This is a genomic window from Streptomyces sp. P9(2023), assembly GCF_032436795.1.
Lineage (GTDB): Bacteria > Actinomycetota > Actinomycetes > Streptomycetales > Streptomycetaceae > Streptomyces.
In genome coordinates this window covers 1-23,219 of the sequence record NZ_JAUPWM010000011.1, presented here as the reverse complement: position 1 = coordinate 23,219, position 23,219 = coordinate 1, and the positions used below count along the sequence as shown (strand labels likewise).

The 23,219-nt window shown below is 74.0% G+C and carries 13 protein-coding genes; 1 reads left to right on the top strand and 12 read right to left on the bottom strand.

Features of this window, described 5'->3' with window-relative positions; genetic code table 11:
• Nucleotide 1: 1 nt before the first annotated feature.
• Nucleotides 2–829: an enoyl-CoA hydratase family protein gene (locus Q5762_RS17455; protein WP_315893047.1), complete on the bottom strand. Its 828-nt coding sequence runs from the start codon at nt 827–829 to the stop codon at nt 2–4.
• 271 nt (nt 830–1,100) lie between these two features.
• Between Q5762_RS17455 and Q5762_RS17450 the strand changes: the two genes are divergently transcribed.
• Nucleotides 1,101–1,544 (top strand): ATP-binding protein, encoded by a 444-nt coding sequence (locus tag Q5762_RS17450; protein WP_315893046.1) that lies wholly within the window; start codon nt 1,101–1,103, stop codon nt 1,542–1,544.
• Here Q5762_RS17450 and Q5762_RS17445 read toward each other — a convergent pair.
• From Q5762_RS17445 to Q5762_RS17395, 11 genes are all read right to left on the bottom strand, one after another.
• Entirely contained in the window at nt 1,498–2,955 is a 1,458-nt protein-coding gene (locus Q5762_RS17445; protein ID WP_315893045.1) for an amino acid permease, read from the bottom strand. The two genes, Q5762_RS17450 and Q5762_RS17445, sit on opposite strands and share 47 nt — an antisense overlap.
• Before the next feature lie 171 nt (nt 2,956–3,126).
• Nucleotides 3,127–4,137 carry an ornithine carbamoyltransferase gene (gene argF / locus Q5762_RS17440; protein WP_315893044.1) on the bottom strand — a complete coding sequence of 337 codons (1,011 nt, stop codon included), beginning with the start codon at nt 4,135–4,137 and terminating at the stop codon, nt 3,127–3,129.
• 113 nt (nt 4,138–4,250) lie between these two features.
• Entirely contained in the window at nt 4,251–5,483 is a 1,233-nt protein-coding gene (locus Q5762_RS17435) for an arginine deiminase (protein WP_315893043.1), read from the bottom strand.
• Nucleotides 5,484–5,523: 40 nt separating this feature from the next.
• Complete coding sequence (locus tag Q5762_RS17430; RefSeq protein ID WP_315893042.1) at nt 5,524–7,905, bottom strand: hypothetical protein; 2,382 nt, start codon at nt 7,903–7,905, stop codon at nt 5,524–5,526.
• Entirely contained in the window at nt 7,905–10,088 is a 2,184-nt protein-coding gene (locus Q5762_RS17425; protein ID WP_315893041.1) for a hypothetical protein, read from the bottom strand. Before Q5762_RS17425 ends, Q5762_RS17430 begins: the two co-directional genes overlap by 1 nt.
• Nucleotides 10,085–12,574, bottom strand: coding sequence for a hypothetical protein (locus tag Q5762_RS17420; protein WP_315893040.1), 2,490 nt, complete (start codon nt 12,572–12,574; stop codon nt 10,085–10,087). Before Q5762_RS17420 ends, Q5762_RS17425 begins: the two co-directional genes overlap by 4 nt.
• On the bottom strand, nt 12,571–15,996 hold the full coding sequence (locus tag Q5762_RS17415; RefSeq protein WP_315893039.1) for a tubulin-like doman-containing protein: 3,426 nt from the start codon (nt 15,994–15,996) through the stop codon (nt 12,571–12,573). Before Q5762_RS17415 ends, Q5762_RS17420 begins: the two co-directional genes overlap by 4 nt.
• A 75-nt stretch (nt 15,997–16,071) precedes the next feature.
• Nucleotides 16,072–18,582: a vWA domain-containing protein gene (locus tag Q5762_RS17410; RefSeq protein ID WP_315893038.1), complete on the bottom strand. Its 2,511-nt coding sequence runs from the start codon at nt 18,580–18,582 to the stop codon at nt 16,072–16,074.
• A 6-nt stretch (nt 18,583–18,588) separates the two neighbouring features.
• Nucleotides 18,589–19,122: a Pycsar system effector family protein gene (locus Q5762_RS17405; RefSeq protein ID WP_315893037.1), complete on the bottom strand. Its 534-nt coding sequence runs from the start codon at nt 19,120–19,122 to the stop codon at nt 18,589–18,591.
• On the bottom strand, nt 19,119–20,753 hold the full coding sequence (locus Q5762_RS17400; protein WP_315893036.1) for a hypothetical protein: 1,635 nt from the start codon (nt 20,751–20,753) through the stop codon (nt 19,119–19,121). The genes Q5762_RS17405 and Q5762_RS17400 overlap by 4 nt, the downstream gene beginning before the upstream one ends.
• The gene (locus Q5762_RS17395) at nt 20,750–23,149 is read right to left on the bottom strand and encodes a hypothetical protein (RefSeq protein WP_315893035.1); all 2,400 of its coding nucleotides are present in this window, start codon (nt 23,147–23,149) and stop codon (nt 20,750–20,752) included. The genes Q5762_RS17400 and Q5762_RS17395 overlap by 4 nt, the downstream gene beginning before the upstream one ends.
• Between the last annotated feature and the right edge of the window lie 70 nt (nt 23,150–23,219).

Genomic DNA, 23,219 nt, shown 5'->3' with positions numbered 1-23,219 from the left:
GTCAGCGCCCCCGCCATTTCGGGGGGCGTTTCTCGGTGAAGGCGGCGTGGAATTCGGCGTAGTCCTCGCCGTTCATCAGGAGCGCCTGGGTGGCGGCGTCGAGTTCTACGGAGGCCGCGAGCGGCATGTCCAGTTCGGCGGTGAGCAGGGCCTTGGTCTGGGCGTGGGCGAGCGCCGGGCCGTCGGCGAGGCGGCGGGCCAGTTCTGCGGCGCGGGCGCCGGCGCCGCCCTCCTCGGTGAGCTCGCTGAGCAGGCCGATGCGCTCCGCCTCCGTCGCTCGGACCGGTTCGCCGAGCATGAGGAGGCGGGTCGCGTGGCCCAGGCCGACGACCCGGGGCAGCAGGTACGCCGCGCCCATGTCGCCGCCGGAGAGACCGACGCGGGTGAAGAGGAAGGCGAAGCGGGCGCTCGGGTCCGCGATCCGGAAGTCGGCGGCCAGGGCGAGCACCGCTCCCGCGCCCGCCGCGACGCCGTGGACGGCCGCGATCACCGGGAACGGGCACTCCCGGATCGCCCGGACGACCTGCCCGGTCATCCGGTTGAAGTCGAGCAGCTGCGCGGTGTCCATGGCGAGCGTGGCGCCGATGATCTCGTCAACGTCGCCGCCGGAGCAGAAACCGCGCCCCTCGCCGCCGAGCACGAGGGCACGCACCGCCCGCTCGCGGGAGAGTTCGGCGAGCAGGTCGCGCAGGTCGGCGTACGCGCCGAAGGTGAGCGCGTTGAGTTTCGCGGGGCGGTCGAGAGTGACGGTGGCGACGCCGTCGTCGACGGTGAGGCGCAGATGCCGCCAGCGCTCGGTACGGGGTGCGGAGCCGGTAAAGGGGCTCATGAGGGACGCCCTCCCTTCCTCCTCCCAGGAGCGTATCACCGTGTTGTGACTGTCGTCACGAGTACGCGATACCCGGGGATGTCCCGCAGGGCCGAAGGTCCCGGGCCCCCGAGGACGCTGGGCCCGGCCGCGAAGGAGGGGGTGCCCATGGAATGCGCTTGTGCGCTTCGTAAGGTTGAAAGCAGGACGTCTCGGGACACGTCCGCCTACGCCCCCGCTCCCCCGCCCCAGCCCCAGCCCCAGCCCCAGCCCTCGGCGAACGGACCCTGCCATGGTCGAAGCCACCGACCCCACCTCGTGGCGCATCGAACTTCCGCACACCACCGCCGCCGTGCCGATCGCCCGCGCCCTCGTCCGTACCGCGCTCATCGACCTCGACGCGCCCACCGACAGCGACACGGCCGAGCTGCTGACCGCCGAGCTGGTCGCCAACGCCGTGGAGCACACCGCCGGCGAGGGCCCCATCGAGCTGGTCGTCGAGCTGCTGCCGGGCGGCTGTCAGGTCGAGGTGCACGACCGGCGCCCGGCCGGCCCCGGCGAGCTGATCGGCCCGGAGCCGGTCGAGATGCCCGACCCCTGGCAGGAGCACGGCCGCGGCCTTCTCCTCATCCGCGCGCTCAGCAGCGACTGCGGGCACCGCCCCACCGCGCAGGGCAAGGCGGTCTGGTTCACCCTTCCCGCGGTTCCGGCACAGCGGCGCGGGTCGGAGCGGTGACGGTCGGAGCGGTGACGGCGAGCCGCGAGTTGCGGCGCCCGTAGAACGCGTAGACCAGCACTCCGACCACCAGGAAGAGCGCGAACTGGAGCCAGGTCGCCCACCCCGTGCCCCAGATCAGATAGAGGCAGAAGCAGACCCCGAGCACCGGGCTGAGCGGGTAGAGCGGCACCCGGAAGCTGCGCGGCAGCTCCGGATTCCGGCGGCGCAGCGCGATCACCGCGATGTTGACCACGGCCATGACGGCGAGCGTGCCGATGGTCGTCAGTCCGACCACCACGTCGAGCGAGGCGAACGCGGCCGGGACCGCGAAGACGGCGGCCACGATCCAGGTGTTGGCGACGGGCGTGGCGCTCTTCGGCGAGACCCGCTCGAAGACCCGGGGGACGAGGCCGTCCCGGGACATCGACATCAGGACGCGAGTCTGCCCGTACATCACCGCGAGGACGACGGACGCGATGGCGACGACCGCGCCGAAGGCGATGATCCCGCCGCCGATCGAGGACCCGGTGACCTGGTCGACGACGAGCGAGAGCGCGGCCGGCTTGTCGGCGACGGCGTCGGCGCCGAGCGCCCCGATCGCGGAGAGCGCCACCGCGCAGTAGAGCAGCGTGACCAGACCGATGCAGATGAGGATGGCTACGGGGATGTTGCGGCGGGGGTTCTTGACCTCTTCGCCGGCGGTGGTGATCGCGTCGAAGCCGATGTACGAGAAGAACGCCACCGAGGCGCCCGCGGTGATCCCGGCGGCGCCGTGCGTGGCGAACGGCGAGAGGTTGCCGTCCTGGAAGGCGCTGAAGCCGATCGCGCAGAAGAGGACCAGGATCCCGATCTTGAGGACGGCCATCGCGGCCGTCGCCCGGGCGCTCTCCCGGACCCCGCGCACCAGCAGCGTGGCGGCGAGGGCGATGACGATCACGGCGGGCAGGTTGATCACACCGCCGTCGCCGGGGCCGGCGGAGAGCGCGTCCGGCAGCCGCAGCCCGACGAGACCGTCGAGGAGTTCGTTCAGGTACTGGCTCCAGCCGACCGCGACCGCGGAGACGGACACGCCGTACTCCAGGAGCAGGCACCAGCCGACGAGGAAGGCGACCCGCTCGCCGAGGCTCGCGTAGGCGAAGGAGTAGGACGAACCGGAGACGGGTATCGCGCCGCCCAGCTCGGCGAAGGAGAAGGCGGTGAAGACGCAGGTGATCGCGGCCAGGACGAACGAGACGACGACGGCCGGACCGGCCTCGGCGACGCTGTCGGAGAGGCCGACGAAGATCCCGGTGCCGACGATCGCGCCGATGCCGAAGCACACCAGCTGGAACAGGCCCATGGTGCGCTTGAGTCCGTGGCCTTCGAGGTCCGCGCCGGACTCGGCGATCAGCTGCTGGGGGGATTTGATCCGCGAAGCGGACGGGGACATGCGGGGGTTCTCATCTCTGGTCGAGCAGGGCGCGCGGGGGGCGGACGCGCGAGTGGGGTCCGAGCGTGCGAGCTCGAACCCCACCAATCGACCCGATGGTAACCATGGGATCGCATATACACCCAATCGGGCGTATCGCTATCCGACCGCTGAGCGATCGCCGCCCGATCGCTATCCGAGGTCGCCGGCCATCGTGGCGACGAGGACCGCCTTGATCGTGTGCATCCGGTTCTCGGCCTCGTCGAACACGACGGAGTGCTCGGACTCGAAGACCTCGTCGGAGACCTCCAGCTCGGTCAGGCCGTGCCGGGCGTGGATGTCGCGGCCGACGGCCGTGCCGAGGTCGTGGAAGGCCGGCAGGCAGTGCAGGAACTTCACGTCCGGGTTGCCGGTGGCGCGCAGGACGTCCATGGTCACGGCGTACGGCGCGAGGTCGGCGATGCGCTCGTCCCAGACCTCCTTCGGCTCCCCCATGGAGACCCAGACGTCGGTGGCGACGAAGTCCGCGCCCCTGACCCCCTCGGCGACGTCCTCGGTGAGGGTGATCTTCGCGCCGCTGTTCTCCGCGAGCGCGCGGGCGGAGGCGACGATCGCGTCGGCCGGCCAGTACGCCTTGGGGGCCACGATCCGGACGTCCATGCCGAGGAGGGCGCCGGTGACGAGGTAGGAGTTGCCCATGTTGAAGCGGGCGTCGCCGAGGTAGGCGAAGGCGACCGCGGCGAGCGGCTTGTCGGTGTGCTCGGTCATGGTGAGGACGTCGGCGAGCATCTGGGTGGGGTGCCAGTCGTCGGTCAGACCGTTGAACACGGGCACGCCCGCGTGGGCGGCGAAGTCCTCGACCTTCGAGTGGCTGTCGCCGCGGTACTCGATCGCGTCGAACATGCGGCCGAGCACCCGGGCGGTGTCCTTGACCGACTCCTTGTGGCCGATCTGCGAACCGGAGGGGTCCAGGTAGGTGGTGGAGGCGCCCTGATCGGCGGCGGCGACCTCGAAGGCGCACCGGGTCCGGGTGGAGGTCTTCTCGAAGATCAGGGCGATGTTCCGGCCGCGCAGCCGCTGGACCTCCGCGCCCGCCTTCTTGGCCGCCTTCAGCTCGGCGGCCAGCTCGATCAGCCCGCGGAACTCCTCGGCGGTGAAGTCCAGCTCCTTGAGGAAGTGGCGGCCGATGAGGTCGGTGGCCATGGGGCGCTCCTGGGTACGGTCGGGGAGGGCGAACAACTCTACGACTGGAAGTCTATACGTAGATCAGCATGGCTATACAGGGGTTCGCCCGCCCATTTGTCCGCCGCCGCTCCTCACACGGCGTCGCGCTCCACCGGGCAGCTCATGCAGCGCGGGCCGCCCCTCCCCCGGCCCAGCTCGCTGCCGGGGATCTCGATCACCTCGATGCCCTGTTTGCGCAGATGGGTGTTGGTGGTGGAGTTCCGCTCGTACGCCACCACCACGCCGGGCTCGACGGCGAGGACGTTGCAACCGTCGTCCCACTGCTCGCGCTCCGCCGCGTGGACGTCCTGCGTCGCGGTGAGGACCCGGATGTCCTGGAGGCCGAGGGCGGCCGCGATCGCGCTGTGCATGTGCTCGGGCGGGTGGTCGGTGACCCGCAGGGACTGGCCCTCGTCGCCCGGTTCGATCGTGTACGAGCGGAGCATGCCGAGCCCCGCGTACTGGGTGAAGGTGTCGTGGTCGACCATCGTCATCACCGTGTCGAGGTGCATGAACGCGCGGCGCTTCGGCATGTCGAGGGCGATGATCGTACGGGCCGAGCCGGCCGCGAACATGCCCCGGGCCAGCATCTCCACCGCCTGCGGGGTGGTCCGCTCGCTCATCCCGATCAGCACGGCGCCGTTGCCGATGACGAGGACGTCGCCGCCCTCGATGGTGGACGGGTAGTCGGCCTGACCCTCGGACCAGAGATGGAAGGTGCCCGCCTCCGGGCCGGTGAAGAGCGGGTGGTGCTTGTAGATCGCCTCGAAGTGGACCGTCTCGCGCTGGCGGGCGGGCCAGCGCATCGCGTTGATGGAGACGCCGTCGTAGATCCAGGCGGAGGTGTCCCGGGTGAAGATGTGGTTCGGCAGCGGCCCCAGGATGAAGTCGTCCAGGTCCATCGCGTGGAACCGGACCGAGGTGGGCTCGCGGTGCGCGGCCAGGAACTCCCGCTTGGTCATCCCGCCGACCAGCGCCTCGACGAGCGCGGGTGCGTCCAGGGAGTCGAAGGCCGCGTGGAGGTGGTCGGCGGCGAGCGGACCGTACTCCTTCTCGTCGAAGACCCGGTCCAGGACGAGTTTGCGGGCGGCGGGCAGTTCGAGGGACTCCGCCAGGAGGTCCCCGAAGAGATGGACTTCGACGCCCCGGTCGCGCAGGACGTCGGCGAACCCGTCGTGCTCCTGCCGGGCGCGGCGCACCCAGAGCACGTCGTCGAAGAGGAGAGCGTCCTTGTTCGAGGGTGTCAGCCTCTTCAGCTCCAGATCGGGCCGGTGCAGTATGACGCGGCGGAGCCGCCCGGCCTCGGAAGCGACATCGAATCCCATGCGCCCATCCTGACGGAGCCGGGCGGCTCGCGCGTGGTTCTCACGTGACGGAGACGGCGACGATGACGACCACGAGGGTGACCAGAGCGGCGAGCAGCGTCAGCGCGACGAGCCGGCCGTCGCCGGGGGCGCGTGGGGGTGCGGTCGCTGCATCGGGTGGTGCCGGTGGGGGTGCGGGGGGCGGGGGGACGGGTGGCTGGTGTACGGGCGGCTGGTGTAGGGGCGGCTGGTGTAGGGGCGGCTGGTGTAGGGGTGGCTGGTGTACGGGCGGCTGGTGTACGGGCGGCTGGGTCTGGTGCGTCCGGGGCGGCTCCGTCGGCCGGGGTTCCTGGACGAGTCCCCGCCAGACGGCCTCGGGGAGTCCGGGCCGCTCGTCGTCCACGATCTGCGCGAACGCGGACCGGGCGGCGGGGACGGGGCTGGCCCGGAGCCGGGTCAGCAGCACGACGAGCACGCCGGGGGCCGGGGCGTCGCCCTCGTCGAGGAGCGGGCGCACGGCCCAGCGGTACAGAGCGGCGGCGTTGGCGGCGCGCTCGGTGTCGTCGGGTTCGCCGAGGAGGGCGGAGCGCGGTGCGGTCACGAAGAGTTCGTGGGCGAGGACGAGATCGCGGAACTCGCGGCGCATGGGGTGCGGCCAGGTGGGCACGCGGCGGGCGAGCTCGTGCATGAGGAGGGTGGTGACCTGGTACGGGCGGTGCCCCCGGAGCGCGGTGAGCAGTTCGGCGTCGCCGGCGGCCCGGATGCGCGCCTCGGCGTCGTCGGGCGCGGCGGAGAGCCACCGTACGAGACCGGTCTCGACGGGCCTCCCGCGCCGCGACCTGCCCCTGCGCCACCACGTCCGCCCGCCCTTGGGCTCCCGCCACACGGGCGCCACGACGGGCAGAAGGCCCTCGGCGGGGGCCGGGGCGGGCCGGGGGTAGGACTCGGGGGGCTCCGGGGGGCGTTGGGGTGCGGCGGGGCCGGTGGCCTGGTGCGGGGCGGGAGCGGCGGTGGCCTGGCGCATGGGCTGCGGGGGCGGCGCGGACGGCGCGGGCGGCGCGGACGGTGTGGATGGCGCGGGCGGCGCTGACTGGTGCATGGGCGGCAGCGCCGGGTTCCCGGCGGGTGCGGGCGGCGGGCCGGGGAAGTCCCGGTACAGCCCGGACGCTTCCTGCCCCGGATCCTCCCGCACCGGCGGCGGGCCGCCGGGGGCCTCGCGGTACGGGGACGGCCCGCTCGGGCTCTCGCGGTACGGGGACGGCCCGGCGGGCTCGTCCCGGTACGCACCGGAGAGCCCGCTGTCCTCACGGGCGACTTCCGCCCCCGGGGCCTCCCCGTACGAACCCGACACGCCCCGCGACCGGTCGTCGCGTGGGTGCGGCGGCGCGCTCGGGGTGTCGTCGTACGGGGAGGACGCCGCCGGGGTCTCGCCGTAGGCGTCCCGGGTGTCCCGGGTGTCCGGCGTCAAGGCCGGGGGTGGCGGGTACGCCGCGTCGTCCGCGACCCACGGTGTGCCGCGGGCGGGTTCCGGGGAGTTCGGCCGGTCGTACGGGCTCCTTGCGCGGGACGGCTTGTCCAGGCGGGTCACCGCGCGTTCGGCCGTCTCCAGGAGCGACAGGTCGGCCGCGCCCGGGGCCTCGCGGAGGGCCGCCACGACCGCGCCCTCCGGGCCGCCGAGGTGGTGGTGGACCAGGCGCGCCGCGAGCTCCTCCGCCATGTCGCCGACCCGCTCGCGGGGGTCCACCCGGCGACGGTCCGTGTTCCGGCTGGCCGCCCCCGCCCACTGACCGACGAACACGTAACGCAGCTTGGTCAGTTCGGCCGTGTCGTGGCTGGCGAAGGTCCAGCGGCGCGGACGCGGCACGTCACCGAACATCGCGTGCAGCCCCCGCAGCACCGCGTACGCGGTGTCGCCCCGCTCGTCCAGGAGCGTGAACCGCGCCTGCGGGTGCCGTAGCAACTCCGCCACCGCGCCCGTCAGTTCACGCTCGACACGCGGACCCGCCAGGTCGAGCGCCCGCTGACCGGCCACCGACGAGGCCACCAGCGCGTCCCTCGGGACCACGGGCAGCGACCCCCGTACCCGCCCCGACGGCAGCTCCGCCCCCTCCCAGTCCCACCCGTGCAGCCCGAGACAGAACGCCGGGTCAAGGAGTTCCGGCGAGCCGACGAGCGCGTGGCAGACCACCGACGTCCGCCCGCCCGGGTCCTGCCCCGGCATGCGCCGGATCAGCACGACGCCCGCGCGCTGCTCCACCCGGAGCAGCGCGGGCCGGGTCTCCTCCCCGCTCGCCCGCAGCAGCGCGCCGTAGATGTGGAAGAGCGTCTCCACCTCGTCCCGCGGCCCCGACCACGCCACCGGGCCGAACCCGGTGGTGCCGACGGCGTTCTCGCTGTCCCAGCGGAAGACGATCTGGTCCGCCTCGTATCTCGACCGGGCCATCAGGCCCCCTCCTCGATCGGTTCCGCCCCGGGAAGCAGCCCGCACATGGCGAAGACGGACAACAGCGGCGCGAGGACCCGGCGCGACCGGGCCCCGTGCGGGAACCGGTCCCCCTTCGCCTGCCCGCCGGTCGCCGCGACGAAGTGCAGCGTGCAGCGGGCGCAGTCGTCGAAGGGCCTGAGCCAGGCGCGGCTCGCGTAGTGGGACAGGAAGGCGTAGACGTCCCGGCTCTCGGCCCGCAGCGCGTCCCGGTCGAGCCTCGGCGGCAGCCCGCGGCCCAGCCAGCGGTCCACGGCCGGTTCGAAGCGGACCAGGTCGGACTTGTTGACGGCGATGGCCGCCGCCGCGCCGACGAGTCCGTCGTCCCGCCGCTCCAGCCGGTTGAGGACCGTGGCGAACGCCTCGTCGCCCAGGTCCCGGCGGGGCAGGCCGTCCTGCTCGCGCACCGGGTCGAGCGACGCCATCCGCAGGGCCCGCAGCGGGTCCAGTACGAAGACGAACGCGTCGACGCCCGACAGGAAGTTCGTCACCGTCCCGTCCTGGGCGAGGTCCTCGCCGGCCAGGTCGAAGAAGACGACGGGCCGGGGCGTCGCGCCCCCGGCCGAGACCAGCAGCCCGTCGGCGAACCGGGCGAACGTCTGCTGGCCGGTACGGCCCAACTGCCGCCCCTGCTGCAGACTCTGCACGCGCTCGCGCAGGAACGTGCGGTGCGCGTCCGGGTTCAGCGGCAGGCACTTCAGTCCGTACCGCTCCAGGCCGCCGAGTTCGACCTCGCCGAGCATGGCCGCGAGCAGGTGGGTCTTGCCGACGGACGAGCTGCCGACGAAGGCGATGGACAGCGGCTCGCCGTTGGTCAGGTACGGCACGGGCAGTTCGTGCGCCTCGTCCCCGGGGCCCGCGTGCGGGCACAGGTGGTACGCCTTGCGCAGGAGTTCCCGCCGGTGGGCGGGGCGGGGTTCGGCGGCGAGGTCGAGCGGTATCCGGTTGCCCTTCGCGTCGATGGTGACGAGCAGACTCTCGTCGTACTCCACCGGGAGCAGGCAGTGCGGGCACATCCGCCCGCGCGACCGCGCCGGGACGGGAGCGGCCATGGGCGCCGGCGCGGGGACGGGTGCCGGTGCGTTCCGCTCGGATCCGTCGCCGCCGAACAGCCGGGCGCGCAGGGAGAGTCGGGGCGGCACCAGGTCGTACGGGTTGCGCGGACCCTCCCGTACCGGCTCCTCTTCCGACCACTGCGGCCGCTCCGACCACTGCGACCCCGTCGTCGCCGACGCCTCGCGTTTGCTCGCGAGCCGGGCGTCGTACTCCGCGCGGCCGCGGCTGAGCGGATCAGCCGTCCCGACGGCGGTGGCGAGCGGATCGGTGACGTGCAGCAGCCTCAACAGTTCGACGGGGGAAGGCCGTTCGGCCGCCGCCGGCGCGAAGAGTCCGCTGTGTTCGAGCGCCGCCAGGCGGCGGTAGTCGCCGAGGTCCTCGGGCGGCCCCTCGCCCCGGTCGGGGTGACCGGAGAGGAGGTGGTAGCCGATCCTGCCGACCGACCACAGGTCGTCGCGGGTGTCGGCGGCGCCGCGCCCCGCGCGCTGTTCGGGCGAGGCCCACGGCGCCGCGCCGAAGGCCTCGCGGGCCTCGCCGTCGCGCAGCGCCGCGTACGGCGCGCACAGCCGCACATGGGTGCCGTCCCAGCGCACGGTGTCGGGGGCGAGCGACCGGTGCACCAGCTCGGCGGCGTGCAGCAGGCGTACGGCGAGCGCGAGTTGGGCGATCACCCGCAGCTGCTCGTCGCCGCCGAGCCGGTCGGCGCACTCGGTGAGCGGCACCCCGGTGGGCGGCCGGTAGAGCACGTAGGGCTCCGCGCACTCCAGGTCGAAGCCGACCACCCGGGTGAAGACCTCGCCGAACCCCTCGGCGCCGTAACGCCGTTCGAGCGCGACGGCGGCGGACACCTCCCGTTCGAGCGCGCCGTACGCGTGCGGGTCGGCCTGCGCCGAGAGGGGCAGCCGGTACTGGAGGACCGGCCAGCCGGCGCTCAGGGTGACCTCGCGGGCGAGCACGCCCGGGCGGCCGTACGCCCGGCGGTCCGGGCCGTAGCGGACGGAGAAGCGGATCGACTCCCCGAGGTGGGTGGAGAACTCCAACTCCTCCTGGGGGCCGGTGTGTTGCTGTGCGTCGTCGGGTTCGGTCATGGCGCTCCCGCCTCCTCTGCCCTGACGATGCGTACCACGTCCGGGCGCAGCGGTACGAGACGCAGGACGCCGGCGTGGCGTCCGGCACTCGTCCACTCCACGTCCTCCGCCGTGCCCCGCCAGATGTCGTCTCCGGTGGCGCCCCGGCGCATGGTCTCCGGTACGAAGCGGACCTGGCGGACGGCGCCCGGGTCGTGCGACAGCAGCCGGAGGTGCTCGGGGCCGCACATCGGGACCGTGCGGTCGGGGTCGTCGTCGGCGGCGATCAGCCGGGCCACCGCGTCGGGCGCGACCCCGGTGAGCCGGGCCGCGTCGGGCCGGGGGCGCCGCTCCCCCGCGCCGGGCGGCGGGGAGGCCGCGACGTCCCGTTCGAGGCGTACGCGGGTCTCGTCAAGGAGATCGGTCAACCGCTCGGCCAGCGGCAGCCGGCCGGCGTTCGCCGGATCGCGCTCGATCCCGGCCCAGCAGCCGTCGAGGATCCGGACGGTGCCCTCGACCAGGTCGGCGACGAGCGTGTCCACGAGCGCGGGACCGCCGTCGCCGTGCGTGCGCTCCAGCCAGGCGGGCGGGGAGTCCTCGGTCTCGTGTGCGTGTGCGTGTGCGTGTGCGGGTGCGACGGGCTCGAAGGAGGCAGGTCCACGGGGTTCCGGAGCGGGATCGTCCGGTGCGTCGGACCAGAGGTCGTCGCCGTCGCTGTCCGCCCAGTCGCCCCAGCTCCAGCCCGCGCCCGCGCCCGCGCCCGCGCCGGTCGACGGGTCGGTGCGCTCGGGAGCGGAGGCCGCGGGGGCGTTCAGGGGCCCGGGAGTCCCGGTGCCGATGGTCCCGCTGGTCCCCGTGGTCCCGTACCCGTCGTACCTGTACGCGTCCGCCGTCGTCGCCAGGCCCCGGAGCAGTCGGGCCACCGCCCCGGCGCCGTCCGAGCAGTGGTGGCGCACGTCGGCGAAGAGCCAGTCGTGCACGGCCGTCGTGATCACCAGGGCGTGGATCTCCTTCAGTACGGGTCCCGCGCGCTCCGCGTCCACCCGGGCCCACCAGTCGTCCACGGCCCGCGTCCAGTCCCGCAGCGCGAGCCCCACGACGCCGGCCACGGCGAGCGCGGCGGCCACGGCGCCCGCCCAGTGCGGCAGGCCTACGAGCTGGCCCACGGCCGCTCCCAGCACACCGCCGACGAGGCCGCCGAAGAGCCGGGGCGCGGCGCCGGTGCTGCCGCCGCCGTCGAGCCGGCCGTCGGGCGAGCGGTTGGGCCTGCGCCGCAGCATCAGATGGGCGAGGGCGGCGGCCAGCACACCGACGGCGGGGCCGGCGGCCCAGCCGACGACCGGCCAGAGCCCGGCGAGGAAGGCGAGGACACCGCTCACCACGAGGGCGACGGGCCGCGAGCCGCCGGCCGTGAACGGCCGCTGCGCGGCCATCCGTCGCGCCTCGTCCGGCGGGCAGACCTCGTCGAGGCGGGCGAGCCGGGCGGCGCTGCCCGCCGGTGCGGTACGGGACGAGAGCGCCGCGAGCCGGGCGGCGACGGAGCGCAGCGGGAGCCCGCGGTCGATGAGTTCGTGGGTGTGGTCGCGCAGCGCCGGGACGATCCCGGCGCGGCTCATCTCCCGTGGCATCTCGGGCAGTTCGACGCCCCGGTCGCGCAGGTGGCCGCGGTGCTCGGCGGTGAGCCGGGCGCCGCCCGCGACGGCGAACGCGTCGGCGACGGCGGTACGGAACCGTTTCAGGGACTCGGCCAGCCGCTCGATCTCGCCCGGCAGGTCGTGCGCGGGGCCGGACGTGGTGAGGAGACCGGCCGGACCGCGCACCCGCGCATGGCCCTCGACGGCGTCGTCCAGCGCCTCCTCGCAGGTCAGGAGCAGGCCCCCGGCCCGTCCGTGGCCGGGGAGCCAGTCGTGCCCGGCGAGCGAGCGAGGGACGGACTCGTCCAGGAGCAGGGCGAGTTCGGTGGGCACCCCGTCCGTGGCGGGCGCCTGGGCGGGTACGTCCGGTCCGGCCAGGCCCTCCACCGCCTGGCGCCAGGAGCGGGCCCGGGCCTCGTCGGTCAGGTCGTGCTCCAGGACGCGGGCGGAGGGCACGGCCACGCCGTGCACCACCTCCGCGAGCGCGCCGAGCACGGCCGCGAACACCTCCGGGCCCGACACGATGTCGACCAGCGGGCGCAGCGCCGCGTCGTCCGGGTCGTCGAGCAGCCAGAGCACCCCGGCGTTGCGCGGGCGCAGGGTGAGCGACCGGTGCAGGGTGCGCTGCCCGGGGGCGCCGACGGCCAGGCAGATGATCCGCGCGGGGCCGTAGGACGACAGGCGCTCGTGGAGGAGCTGGTGGGCGACGAGCATGTCGGCGTCGTCCAGGACGACGAAGCGCCGGTCGCCGGTGGGCTGCGGGACGTCCAGCGCGGCGCGCACCACACCGTCGGGATCGTGCAGCGGGGCCCGCAGGTCGAGGCACACGGCGTGGCCGGGTACCGGGTGCTCCGGGGTCGCGCGGGGGCTCACTCCTCCTCACCGTCCAGGCCCCAGGGGTGGCGAACCTCCTCGGGCTCCGGCTCGGGCCGGGGCTGGTGGTCGGGCTCGGGGCGGTGGGCCGGCTCGGGCTCAGGCCGGGGTTCGTCAGCGGAGTCGTACGACACCCGACGTACAGGCTCGGGCGGCGGCTCGGATGCCCGCGCCCGGGGCTCCGTCCGCTCCCGGTCCTGCGCCCCGGCCTGCGCCGAGGCCTGCGCCGAGGCCTGGGCCTGGGTCTGGGCCTGGGTCTGGGCCTGGGTCTGGGCCTGGGTCTGGGTCTGGGTTTGGACGTACCGGTCGAAGAGCGCCTGCAGGCTGGGCCGTACCGGGTGGCCGGACCCGGAGAAGCGCCGGTTCATGGCGGCCGGGAAGGTCTCCGCCCAGAAGTGGCGCAGCGGCGCGAGCCACTGCGCGTCCCTCTCGTCGTACTCCGCGCTCAGCTGGTCGAGAAGGACCAACTGCCGCGGGACGACCTTCTCGATCAGATGGACGAAGAGCGGCGACGGTTCGGCCGGCACGTGCGTGAGCCCACGCGGCAGCGAGCGCATGAGCCGTTCGCAGAACACCTCGACGATCTGGCTCTCTTCGAGCAGCGCCGACTGCTCGTACCCGCGCAGCAGCCCGGCCCAGCTGGAGAGCGCTCCGTCGAAGCCCTCCAGGCGCAGCGACATCGTCGCGGCCTCGCCCTCCTGGAGGCGGATCCGGACCAGTTCCGGGGAGTCCGCCGGACCCTGGATCCGAATGTTCCCGTTCCACATCGCGCTGAGGAGCCGGTGCAGGATCCGCTGCCGGTCCTCCTCCGTGGAGACCAGCCAGTCGTCCTGATAGCCGAGCCGCTGACGCCAGTGCAGGAAGTCGTCCTCGCCGGCCGAGTCCCGTGCCTCCGACCAGAGTTTGAGGACGGAACGCACCTCGGAGATGTCGGTGAGGTTCATCCCGCTGCGGAAGAGGACCACGGTGATCGAGTCGGTGTCGACGGCCCGGAACTCCTGCGTGCCCCCGGCCGGCAGGTTCAGGTCCTCGGCGAGGTACTCGGCCGCGCGGGTGTCGGACTCGCTCGCCGGGTGGACGATGAGGGTCTTCAGGGGCCCGCCGCCGTCCGGGCTGAAGCCCACCGGAAGCAGTCCGGCGATCCCCGCGCGGAACTGTTCGAGCCAGCGCACGTCGATCTTCGACTCGGCGGCCTCGTCGCCGGACGCGGCCCGCAGCAGCAGCTCCATGGAGGGCAGCAGGGGCCGCGCGTACCGGTCCTCGTTGGCCTCGCCGAAGAGCCGCTTGACGCGCTGTTCGACGACCTGCTTGATCTCCTTGACGGCGGCGCCGGGCGAGCGGCGGACGGCGTCCAGGGCGGCGCGCCAGTCCTCGGGCCTGACGAGCCGGCCGAGGAGGGTGGCGGCGTCGACGTTCTCGGGGAGCCGCTCGCTCTGCGCGAGCCGGTCGAGGACGTCGTCGTAGAAGGCCCGCAGGCTGTTCTGCGGGGGCAGGAGGTAGGTGATGCCGGTGCGGTCGTCGCGGTAGAGCTCGCGCCTGCGCTCGGCGAAGAGGCGGCCCTCGTCCTGTTCGTGGGTGCGCAGCGCGCCGGTCAGCTCGCCGAGGTCGTGGACGATGCGGTGCAGCGGGTCCCGCCACTGCGTCTCGCCCTCCTGCCAGCCGCTGTGCCAGAGCTTCCGGGCCCGCCAGGTGTACCAGTCCTCCTGTTCGGCGAGCGCGTCCTGGACGTCCGGATCGCTCCAGCGGGCCGGTACGAGGCCGCCGGCGCCGCGCTTGATGTGCGGGATCACCGGCGGCTGGTTGTGCACGTGCGGCTGCCGTTCGGGCTCGTTGCGGCGGTTGTCGAGCATGCCGGTGAAGCCTTCCCTTGCCACCCGGTCCGTGTGGCCGGGCAGCCCGTTCAGGACGGCCTCCAGCTGGAACGGCCCGGCCTTGTCGAGGAGTTCGCGTACGCCGGTGCCCGGCTTGAACTCCTCGACGAGACGGGGGACTTCGCGTTCGAGCGTGCTCGCGAGACGGTCGAGCGAGTCCTCCATGTCGCCGAGCCGGTCGAAGAGTGCCTTGGTGATCGCCTTGCTCCCCTTGGGGAGTTCCTCCGGTGCGGGCACGTCGGGCGCCTCACGGACCCAGAGCCGGCCGACCCCGGACCGGTTGAAGAGCTCCTTGACCAGCTCGGGGGCCTCGGAGGAGGGGCGGCGGGCCCGCTCGGTCATGCCCCGGACGGCCTGGGCGAGCAGCCGGGCGGCGACGATCTCGGCGAGGTCGTCGACCGGCACGGTGAGGGAGGCGGCGAGGCTGGTGGACATGCCGCGGTAGCCGATGCCGGTACGGGCCGGGGTGGACCGCTCCACGCTCTTGTTGACGAAGCTCGCGGCGAAGGACTGGTAGTCGTCGTCGCCGCCACCCCGGTTGCCGGTCCCGGAGTCCTCACCGACCTCGGTGCCGATGAGCGACATCACCATGGCGGTGATGGAGCGGCGCAGGTCCTCCGGGCGGATGACGGCGGGCTTGGAGAACAGGAAGGCGGTCTGCACGGTGGAGGCACGCAGCTTGACGGCGCCCTCGCCCGGGTAGCGGACGCTGATCCGGCTGCGCTGCTCGACGTCACCGAGTTCGTCGAGCGCGTCCGGCACGTTCTGGTCGTCGACGAGCCGCGAGAGGTCCACCAGGGAGCGCGCCGCGTTCAGTTCGGCCTCGCGGCCGCCGCCTGCCTCGGGCGGAAACGCCGACGGCATCACCACCAGCGGATAGATCTTCACGCCCCGCACCTTGGCGTTGCGGAACTCGTGCCCGATGAGGTGGAGGAAGTCGTAGAAGATGCCGGCGCCGGTGCCGCCCGCCACCGAGAAGGCGACGAAGACGTCACAGCCCCTGATCCGGCCGCCGCCGACCCGCTGGAGGTCGCCCGCCGAGGTGCCGATGGCGCTGATGGCCTCGCGCAGCTGGCGCAGGACCGGTTCGAGGCCGTGGCGCATCGTCGCGAACAGCGCGGCGCGGCCCACGGTCGGCAGCTGGCCCGCCCCGTCGTGCAGCGGGGCGACCCGGGGCTGGCGGGCCTGCGGCGGCAGCCACGAGCGGGTCTCCTCGTGCAGCGCGATCCGCAGCATGCGGGTCACCTCGGGCGAGGAGTCGAACTCGGCCGGGAGCAGGTCGCGGATCATCCGGGAGGTACGGGCGTAGGCCTGGCTCTCGGCGCCCCTGGCCTTGAACTGCGTCTGGTTCTGCAGGTCGGTCTCGCTGAAGTCGGCGTAGACGAACTGGAGGCACTCGGGCAACTGGAACGGCAGCCGCTTGCCGCCGTCGACGAGGTCGGTGCCGTCGGGGCCGCACAGCTCCCTGCGCAGGCTCCGCTCCAGCTCGCCGCCGATGCGTCCGCCGGTGCCGCCCAGGCCGACGAAGAGCATGGGCTGGTAGATCTTCATGTACGTCTCCCCTTGAGACCGTGGTGGTGCGGTCGGTGCGTTCGGTGCGGTCGGTGCGGTCGGTGCGTGAGCCGGTCAGAAGTCGCCGTGCGGTTCGTCGGTGGATCCGGACTGCTCGGTGGGTCCGCGGGCATCGGGCCGCGCGGTACGGCGCCGGTCGCGGTCGCGGTCGCGGCCGTCGGTGCCCGGGGTGGACGGGCGGCGCCTGAACAGCTCCCGCCAGCCGCCGGGGCCGCGGGTCCGGGTGGGGTCGCCTCGATTCGTACGGCGCGTACTGCTCGTACTGCCGCTCGTACGTCCCGAGTCGGCTCCGCCGCCCGAGCCGCCCGTCCGACCCGTACCGGGGGTGCGGCCCGCGTCCGTACCCCGGCTCGGGCGGCGGCCGTCTCCCACGACGAGCTCGAAGTCGTCGAGGCCGGCCGGAACTCCCAGGCGGACGCCGAACTCCCGGCCCCCCTTGGGGCGCAGCAGCAGATCGCCCCGGCCCGTCCGGCGCAGCCGGTGCGCGGCGGCCGAGCCGCGGGCCCGGCGGAGGGCGGGTGCCGCGCCCCGCGCCTCCTCGATGGTGAAGAGGTACTCGCCGCCACGGCTCTGGCCCTTGCGGATGCCGATCGTGCTCAGGACCTGTCCGTCGCGGAGGAGTTCGAGCCGGACACCGGTCAGGTCCTTGCGGCGGATCCCGGCGAGGAGCCGCACGGCCGTGAAGGCCCCGGCGAGCAGCAGGACCGCCGCCGCGGCGGCCACGGCGCCCCACCAGCGGTCCCACCAGGTCGGCGGCGCCTCCACCCGTACGTCGAGGAAGGCGGTGTCGAGGTCGCGGTCGCCGTCCCCGGTGTCCAGGACGACGACCTGGCCGCCCAGTTCACCTACCGGAGTGCCGTCGCCGACCGTGACCGTGAAGTCGAAGCGGGTCTTGCGGCCCGCCTCGGCGGTGACGGTGGCCGGCGAGACCTTGAGATCGGCACCGGGTGTCTGGTCCTTCAGGGCGAGACGCAGGCTGTGCGGGCCGCTGTCGTTGTTGGTGACGTCCAGGGTGCCGCGCACGGTGGCTCCGGGGTGCACGGTCACCCGGTCGACGGTGAGCCCCGCCGTGACGGCGGGCGTGCCCTCGGTGATCTTGGTGTGCAGCGGGCGGCGGTCGGAGGTGATCCCGGGGGCCGCCATGTCCGTGACGAGTTCCAGGTCGCCGGTGGCGGTGGCGGGCACGGTGATCCGCCCCGTGAACCGCACGTCCGCCGCCCGCCGGTCCGGGGCCCGCCCGTCGTCGGCGAGCCTGACCCTGACCGGTGCGAAGCCGGGGCCGCTGAGCACGGCCGAGACGCTGACGCCCGCGAGCAGCTGGGGGTCGGTGATGACGACCCCGCGCCGGGTCTGCATCCGTACCTCCACGACGGCCTCCTCGCCGGCGCGCGGCGAGGCGGGGTCGAGGGTGACCTCGGAGCGGAGCCGGCCCTGCCAGATCGCGCGTACGGCGACCTCACGGTCCCGGTGGCCCTCCGGGGCCTCGATGTTGACGCGCCAGCGGCCGGGCATCGGGTTCTTGACGCGCAGCGCCTCGACCGGGCCGTCCTGTCCACTGACTTCGAAGGTGGAACCGTCGAGCTCACCCTGGGTGGGTACCTTCCGCCCGCTCGGGTCGTAGTACGTCACCCGCACCTTCGGGTCGTGCTTGCCGACCGTGAGCGAACCGTCGGTGGCGATCGGCGGGATGGTGACGGAGAGGTCGGCCGGCGGCTTGCCGGCCGTGCCGTGGGCGATCCGCGCGCAGCGGGCCGCCGCGAACGTCTCCTGGAGCGCCTTGTCGATGCCCGCCGCACTGTCGACCACCCGCATCCGGGGTACGGCCCCGGGCACGTCGGCGCAGCTGCCCCGGTAGCCGCCCTCGGCCATCGCGGTGAGCGCGGCGCGGTCGATCTCACCGCCGAAGCCCAGCGGCCAGACCTGGACGGAGGCGGCCCGGGCGCGGGCGAGTTCCTCGGCGAGCCGCTTCTCGCCGTTGCTCTGCCGACTGGCCTTGTCCGTGCCGTACTCGGGGCTGTCGCCGACGTCGAGCTTGCCGTCGGTGAGCAGGAAGACGACCTTGGGCGTGTTCTCACGGCCGTCCTCGGTGAGCCGGGAGACGGCCTGCCGGATCGCGGCGGGGAAGTCGGTGCCGGGGCCCATCCGGCCGGCGTCCCGGCGGGTCAACTGCGGTACGCAGTCGCTGAGGCGCTGCCGGCCGGCCGCGTCGGCGACGGTCGGCGGGCACACCTCGCGGACCGGGGACTGGCCCGGCTTCTCGGAGCTGCCGAAGCCGATGACGGTGGCCCGGGAGCGTTCGGATATCTCGCCCTGGCTGAGCAGGGCCGCCGCCTCCGTCTCCAGGGCGAGGTCCTTGTCGGCGAGGCTCGCCGACTGGTCCACGACGACGGCGAAGTCGATGGGGTCGGGGCCTTCGGCGGGCGCGGGCGCGGCTGCCTTCGCGGCGGTCGCTTGCGCCGCTTCCGCCGTACCCGGGCCGAGCGGGCCGGCCGTGCCCAGAGGGCCGGAGAGCGCGAGCAGCGCCCCGGCGAGGAGCAGGACGCCCCCGGTGTTTCTCCACTGCATCGTCTCTCACCACAGTCCGCTGAAGAGGGCCGGCAGCGAGCCGAGCGCGAGCGCGCACACGCCCAGCCGCAGCCACCGGTATTTCGCGGCGAGCACGACACCGTGCACGCTCGCCTGTTCGAGAAGCCAGTCGGTGACGTCCGCGCCGGACGCCGTGAGCCGGTCGCGCAGCGCGTCCGGGCTCGTCCCCGCCGTCAGTTCGCGCAGCAGGGTGCGGTCGGCGCCGATACGGGTACGCGGCAGCACCACCGAGACGAGCATCAGGACCCCGGCCGTCCACAGCGTCCCGGCCACGAGGAGCAGGACGAGGCCCGCGCCGGACGAGGGCAGCGGGCCGCGGTCCCGGGAGAAGACCACCGCCAGGAAGGCGAGGGCTCCGGAGAGCAGGATCGCCGCCTTGGTGTCGGCGCGGCCGATGTCCTCACGGACCGTCGAGAGGAGCCGCTCGGCCATGAAGCGGAGCTCGGCGGGGTCCGGTACGGGCGCGGGGGGCGGGGTCGGGGTCGGGGCTGAGGTCGGGGTCGGGGTCGGGGAGGTCATTCGGTGTCCCAGTCGTCGAATTCGGCGCTGGGGCGACGGGGTGGACGGCCGCGGTCACGGTCGTCCCGCCGCCGGTCGTCGTAGCCCCGGTCGAAGTCCCGGTCGTCGTCCCGGCCGTCCTCCCGGTCGTCGTACCGCCTGTCGTCATGGCGTCCGTCGTCGTCGCGCCGGTCGTCGAAGTCCCGGTACCGGCGACGGGCGCGCTCGTCGCGGTCGCGTTCCGAGGACGACTGGACGCGGGTCGGCTCGTACACCGTCCGTCCCTCGTCCCGCTCCACGCGATCACGCCCGGCCCCGTCACGGTCCGCCCGCTCACCGTCCGCCCGCTCACCGTCCGCCCGCTCACGGTCCGCCGCGTCACGGCCCGCCCGCTCACGGTCGACCGCGTCACGGCCGGCCTCCGCCGGCTCCTCCTCGTCGCCGGTGTCGTCGTGCCACGGCGGCAGGACGGGTTCGGCGCGCGCACTGTCGAGGGCCGCTCTTCCGCGGGCGCGACCGGGCGGGTTGAGGACCTGGCCCGCGACGCCGCCGAGGACCGTGCCCGTGCTCTCCCGCAGGAACTCCAGTACCTGGTACATGGGTTCACCGATGTCGTGCCGTTCAAGCACCCCGGTGTCGAGCAGGCGGTTGAACACCGCGAGGAAGTCGGCCTGGCCCTCCCGCTTCTCGTGCTGGAGCTCGCGCCTGATGTCCCACTGCTTGTCGGGGTTCATCGCCATGTGGTGCGCGATCTGCGCCAGGTCGCCGCGCCGGAACAGCTCTTCGAGATCGCGGGCCCGTTCCGCGACGAGCCGCCGCTCGGCCAGCTCCTTGACCCGTCGCTGCTCCATCTCCCGCTCGTCGACCTGCATGGAGACGCCGACCATGTCCCGCTTGCCGATCTCCTCCTTGATCGTGTCGTCCAGGTCGATGAAGACCAGGACCCGGGTGAGCAGCCCCAGGTCCTCGCCGAGGCTGAAGCGCCCGGAGCTCAACTCCTCGCGTACGGCCTCGTCGGCGCGCTGGGCGTCGGTGAGCCGGAACCGCCGGGACACCGCCCGCAGCCCGTCGAGGAGGTCGTGCCGGAGCAACTCGGCGACGTCCCACACCTGGTGGGTGACGACGAGGTACGGGTCCGCCACCTCCCACACGACCCGGGCGGCGGCCTTGAAGAAGATGCCGTCACCGGAGGCGGGCAGGCTCAGTTCGAACTCGGTGACATGGCGGCCGGTCAGGACCTCGAAGACGGTGTACGGAGAGCTCAGCCGGGGCTTGTTGGTGTCCTCGGTGCGGTCGGGCCACATGATCCGGTGGCCGCCGTTCCGGTAGAGCAGCACGGCCGCGACCGTGCCGCTGGTGCGGCGGTACGGGGGCGCGACCTCGCCGATCAGCGGCCCGATGGCCCGCTCCATGCCCGGCTGTCCCGCCTCTCCCCGCTGCCCGGCGGCCCCCTGCCGCCCTGCCTGTCCCTGCTGTCCCGGGCGTCCCTGCTGGCCCTGCCGTCCCTGCTGCTGTCCGCGCCCGCGCTGCGGCTCACGCTGTTGCCCGCGCTGCGGCTCACGCTGTCCCTGCGCGCCCTGCGCGCCCTGCTGGCGTCGTTGTCCCTGTCCGCCGCCGGCGCCGCCGCCGTTCTGGTTCCCGGGGTCGTTCATCGCTCGGCTCCTTCCGCCACCGCGTCCCACATCCGGCCCGCGGCCCGCCGGTCCATCGGCCGGTCGCGATCGCCGACCAGTTCCTTGAGCAGCCCGCGCAGCCGGTCGCGGTCCCTGCGGCTCACCCCGAGCAGCGGCAGCAGTCGGCACACGTGGTCGAGCGCCTCCTCGTCCTTCGCCGCCCGGCGCAGCAGGCTTCCCAGGCCGTCGAGGGCCGCCTCGCCCGACCGCGCGGTGTTGAGCGTGTGCCGCAGCAGCCCCGCGAGGTGCGGTGTCAGGGAGGGCCGGGTGGCGAGCAGCGCCACCAGCAGCGGGCGGGCGGCGTGCGCCTCCAGTTCGGGCACGTCCCGCAGCCCCCAGAGGTGGGTGGTGCGGAACGTCAGTGTGTTCAGCATGGAGACGAGGACCAGGTTGGCCAGGTTGAGCCGGCCGTCCCGGAGCCACGCGGCCATCCGCCGGACGACCGTCTCCGGGTCCCCCGCGGCGAGCAGCCGGACGACGCTGAACGCGGCCGTGGCGATCACCTCCACGTCGGTGGCCTCCCGCTGCCGCACCACCCGCGCCAGCGCTTCGAGCGAGCCGTTCACCGTCCCGGCCGCCAGTACGTAGCCGTGGGTGAGCAGGACGGTGTCGCGGAGCTCGTCGTCGTCGCCGCTCGCCCAGTCCTTCAGTACGGCGACGACGGCCGGCTGCACGCGCGGGTTGCGGGCCGCCTCGGCGAGCGCGGTGGCGGCCGCCATCCTCGGTACGGCGCTGTCCATGGCCGCCATCGGGGCGATCAGCTCGCCGAACCCGTAGATCCAGTCCCAGGAGCACAGCACACCGGCGGCGATGGAGGCCCGTACCCACACCTCGGGGCGGGGGTCGTGGCAGAGCGTCCGGAGCCAGCGGGAGACCGGGCCGCGCACGTTGTGGTAGCCGTACCAGACCTCGGCGAGGACGGCCGTGGCCAGCGCCTCGCCCTGGAAGCGGATGGCCCGGACGGGGACCTTGGCCGCTCCGAGGTCGAGTTCGCCGTCCTCCAGGACCGAGCGGGCGAGGACCGGGCGACTGTCGGCATGGGTGCCGAAAAGCCGTCTCCCCGGGGGCTGTTCGGGGTCGAGGGTGGCGGCGAGCTCCCAGGTGAGGAGTTCGGCCGCCTCGGCGGCGATGCTGTACGCCGAGCCGTTGAAGACGGCCACGGCGATCCGGAAGGCGGTGGCGTTGAGGGCCGGCAGCGCCTCGGGCAGCGTGCCGGGGCGGTCCGCGCCGGCGAACCAGGAGCGGGCCTGCGCGCGGACGAACGCCGAGCAGTCCTCCAGGAGTTCCGCGTCCGTCAGCTCCTCCTTCTGCCGCCGGGCCAGGTGGTCGGCGAGCCGGGCGGCCTCCCGGGGGCGCAGCGCGTCGAGGCCGAGGGCCTTGGTCACGTCGGCGCGCCGGGCCAGGGTCAGCGCGCCGTCGAGCGCCCCCTCGGGTTCGCCGCGCAGCAGCGTCCGCAGGTGGCGGTGGAGGACCTCGTCGGAGGGCGGTGGCGGGCAGTACGTCCCGTACCGTCCGCGCAGCAGCCGGTCGGCGAGGTCGCCGCTCTCGACCAGGACGACTCCGTACGCCTCCCGTTCGCGCAGCTGCTCGCTGAACCGGTCGAGGTGCAGTTCGGAGAGGCGTACGCGGGTACGGCGGGTCCGGTCACGGGGCTCGTCGCGGCCCCGGTGCGGCTCGTGCTCGGCCCGGCCCTCGTCGGACGGGAGTTCCAGGAGGTGGCCGGAGCCGCTCTCCAGCGACTCGGTGGCGATCTCGTCGACGCGGTGGCGGGGATCGAGCCGGTTGACCCTGTGGGCGGTCACCTCGGAGAGCAGGGCGAGGGCGGTGGCCTTGCGGCCGCTGCCGGGTTCGCCGCACAGGACGAGGAGGCGGTTGCCGCGCAGGAGGTCCCGCATCCGCGCGTAGCCGGGAACCTCGCGGTACACGTCGTCCAGGTGCTGGAGGGTCTCCTCGGGCACGCGGCCCCGCACGAGGTCGGAGCGGGTGCCGGGGCTCGACCAGAACTGGTTGATGAACTGGTTGCCCTCGAATACCTGGCCGTCGCCGCCGATCTCGTACGTACGGCCGGAGGGGCGCGGCGCGAGGGTGCGCAGGGCGGCGCGTGCGGTGCCGGCGCCGCCGGTGCCGGTGCCCCCCACGCCGTCGAGCGGGCTGCGGCCGGCCCGGTCGAAGGGGTTGGCCTCGGGCGGCTGTTCGCCGGCGCCGGCGCCGTCGCCCCGGTCCCCGCCCGCCGCTCCGCCCGCTCCCGCCGCGCCCCCTGCACCGCCCGGCCCGCCCGCTCCGCCCGGTCCGCCTGCGCCTCCTGAGTCGGCACCGGTGGAAGGGCCGCCGTCTCTGGGCTCGTCCTGGGCCGGGGCGCCGTCCTCGTCGCTCATTAGAGGACCATCCCTTCTGCAGCCCTCACGAGTAGGGTTGTGACCTCTCGGTCCCGGCGGGTGCATGGCC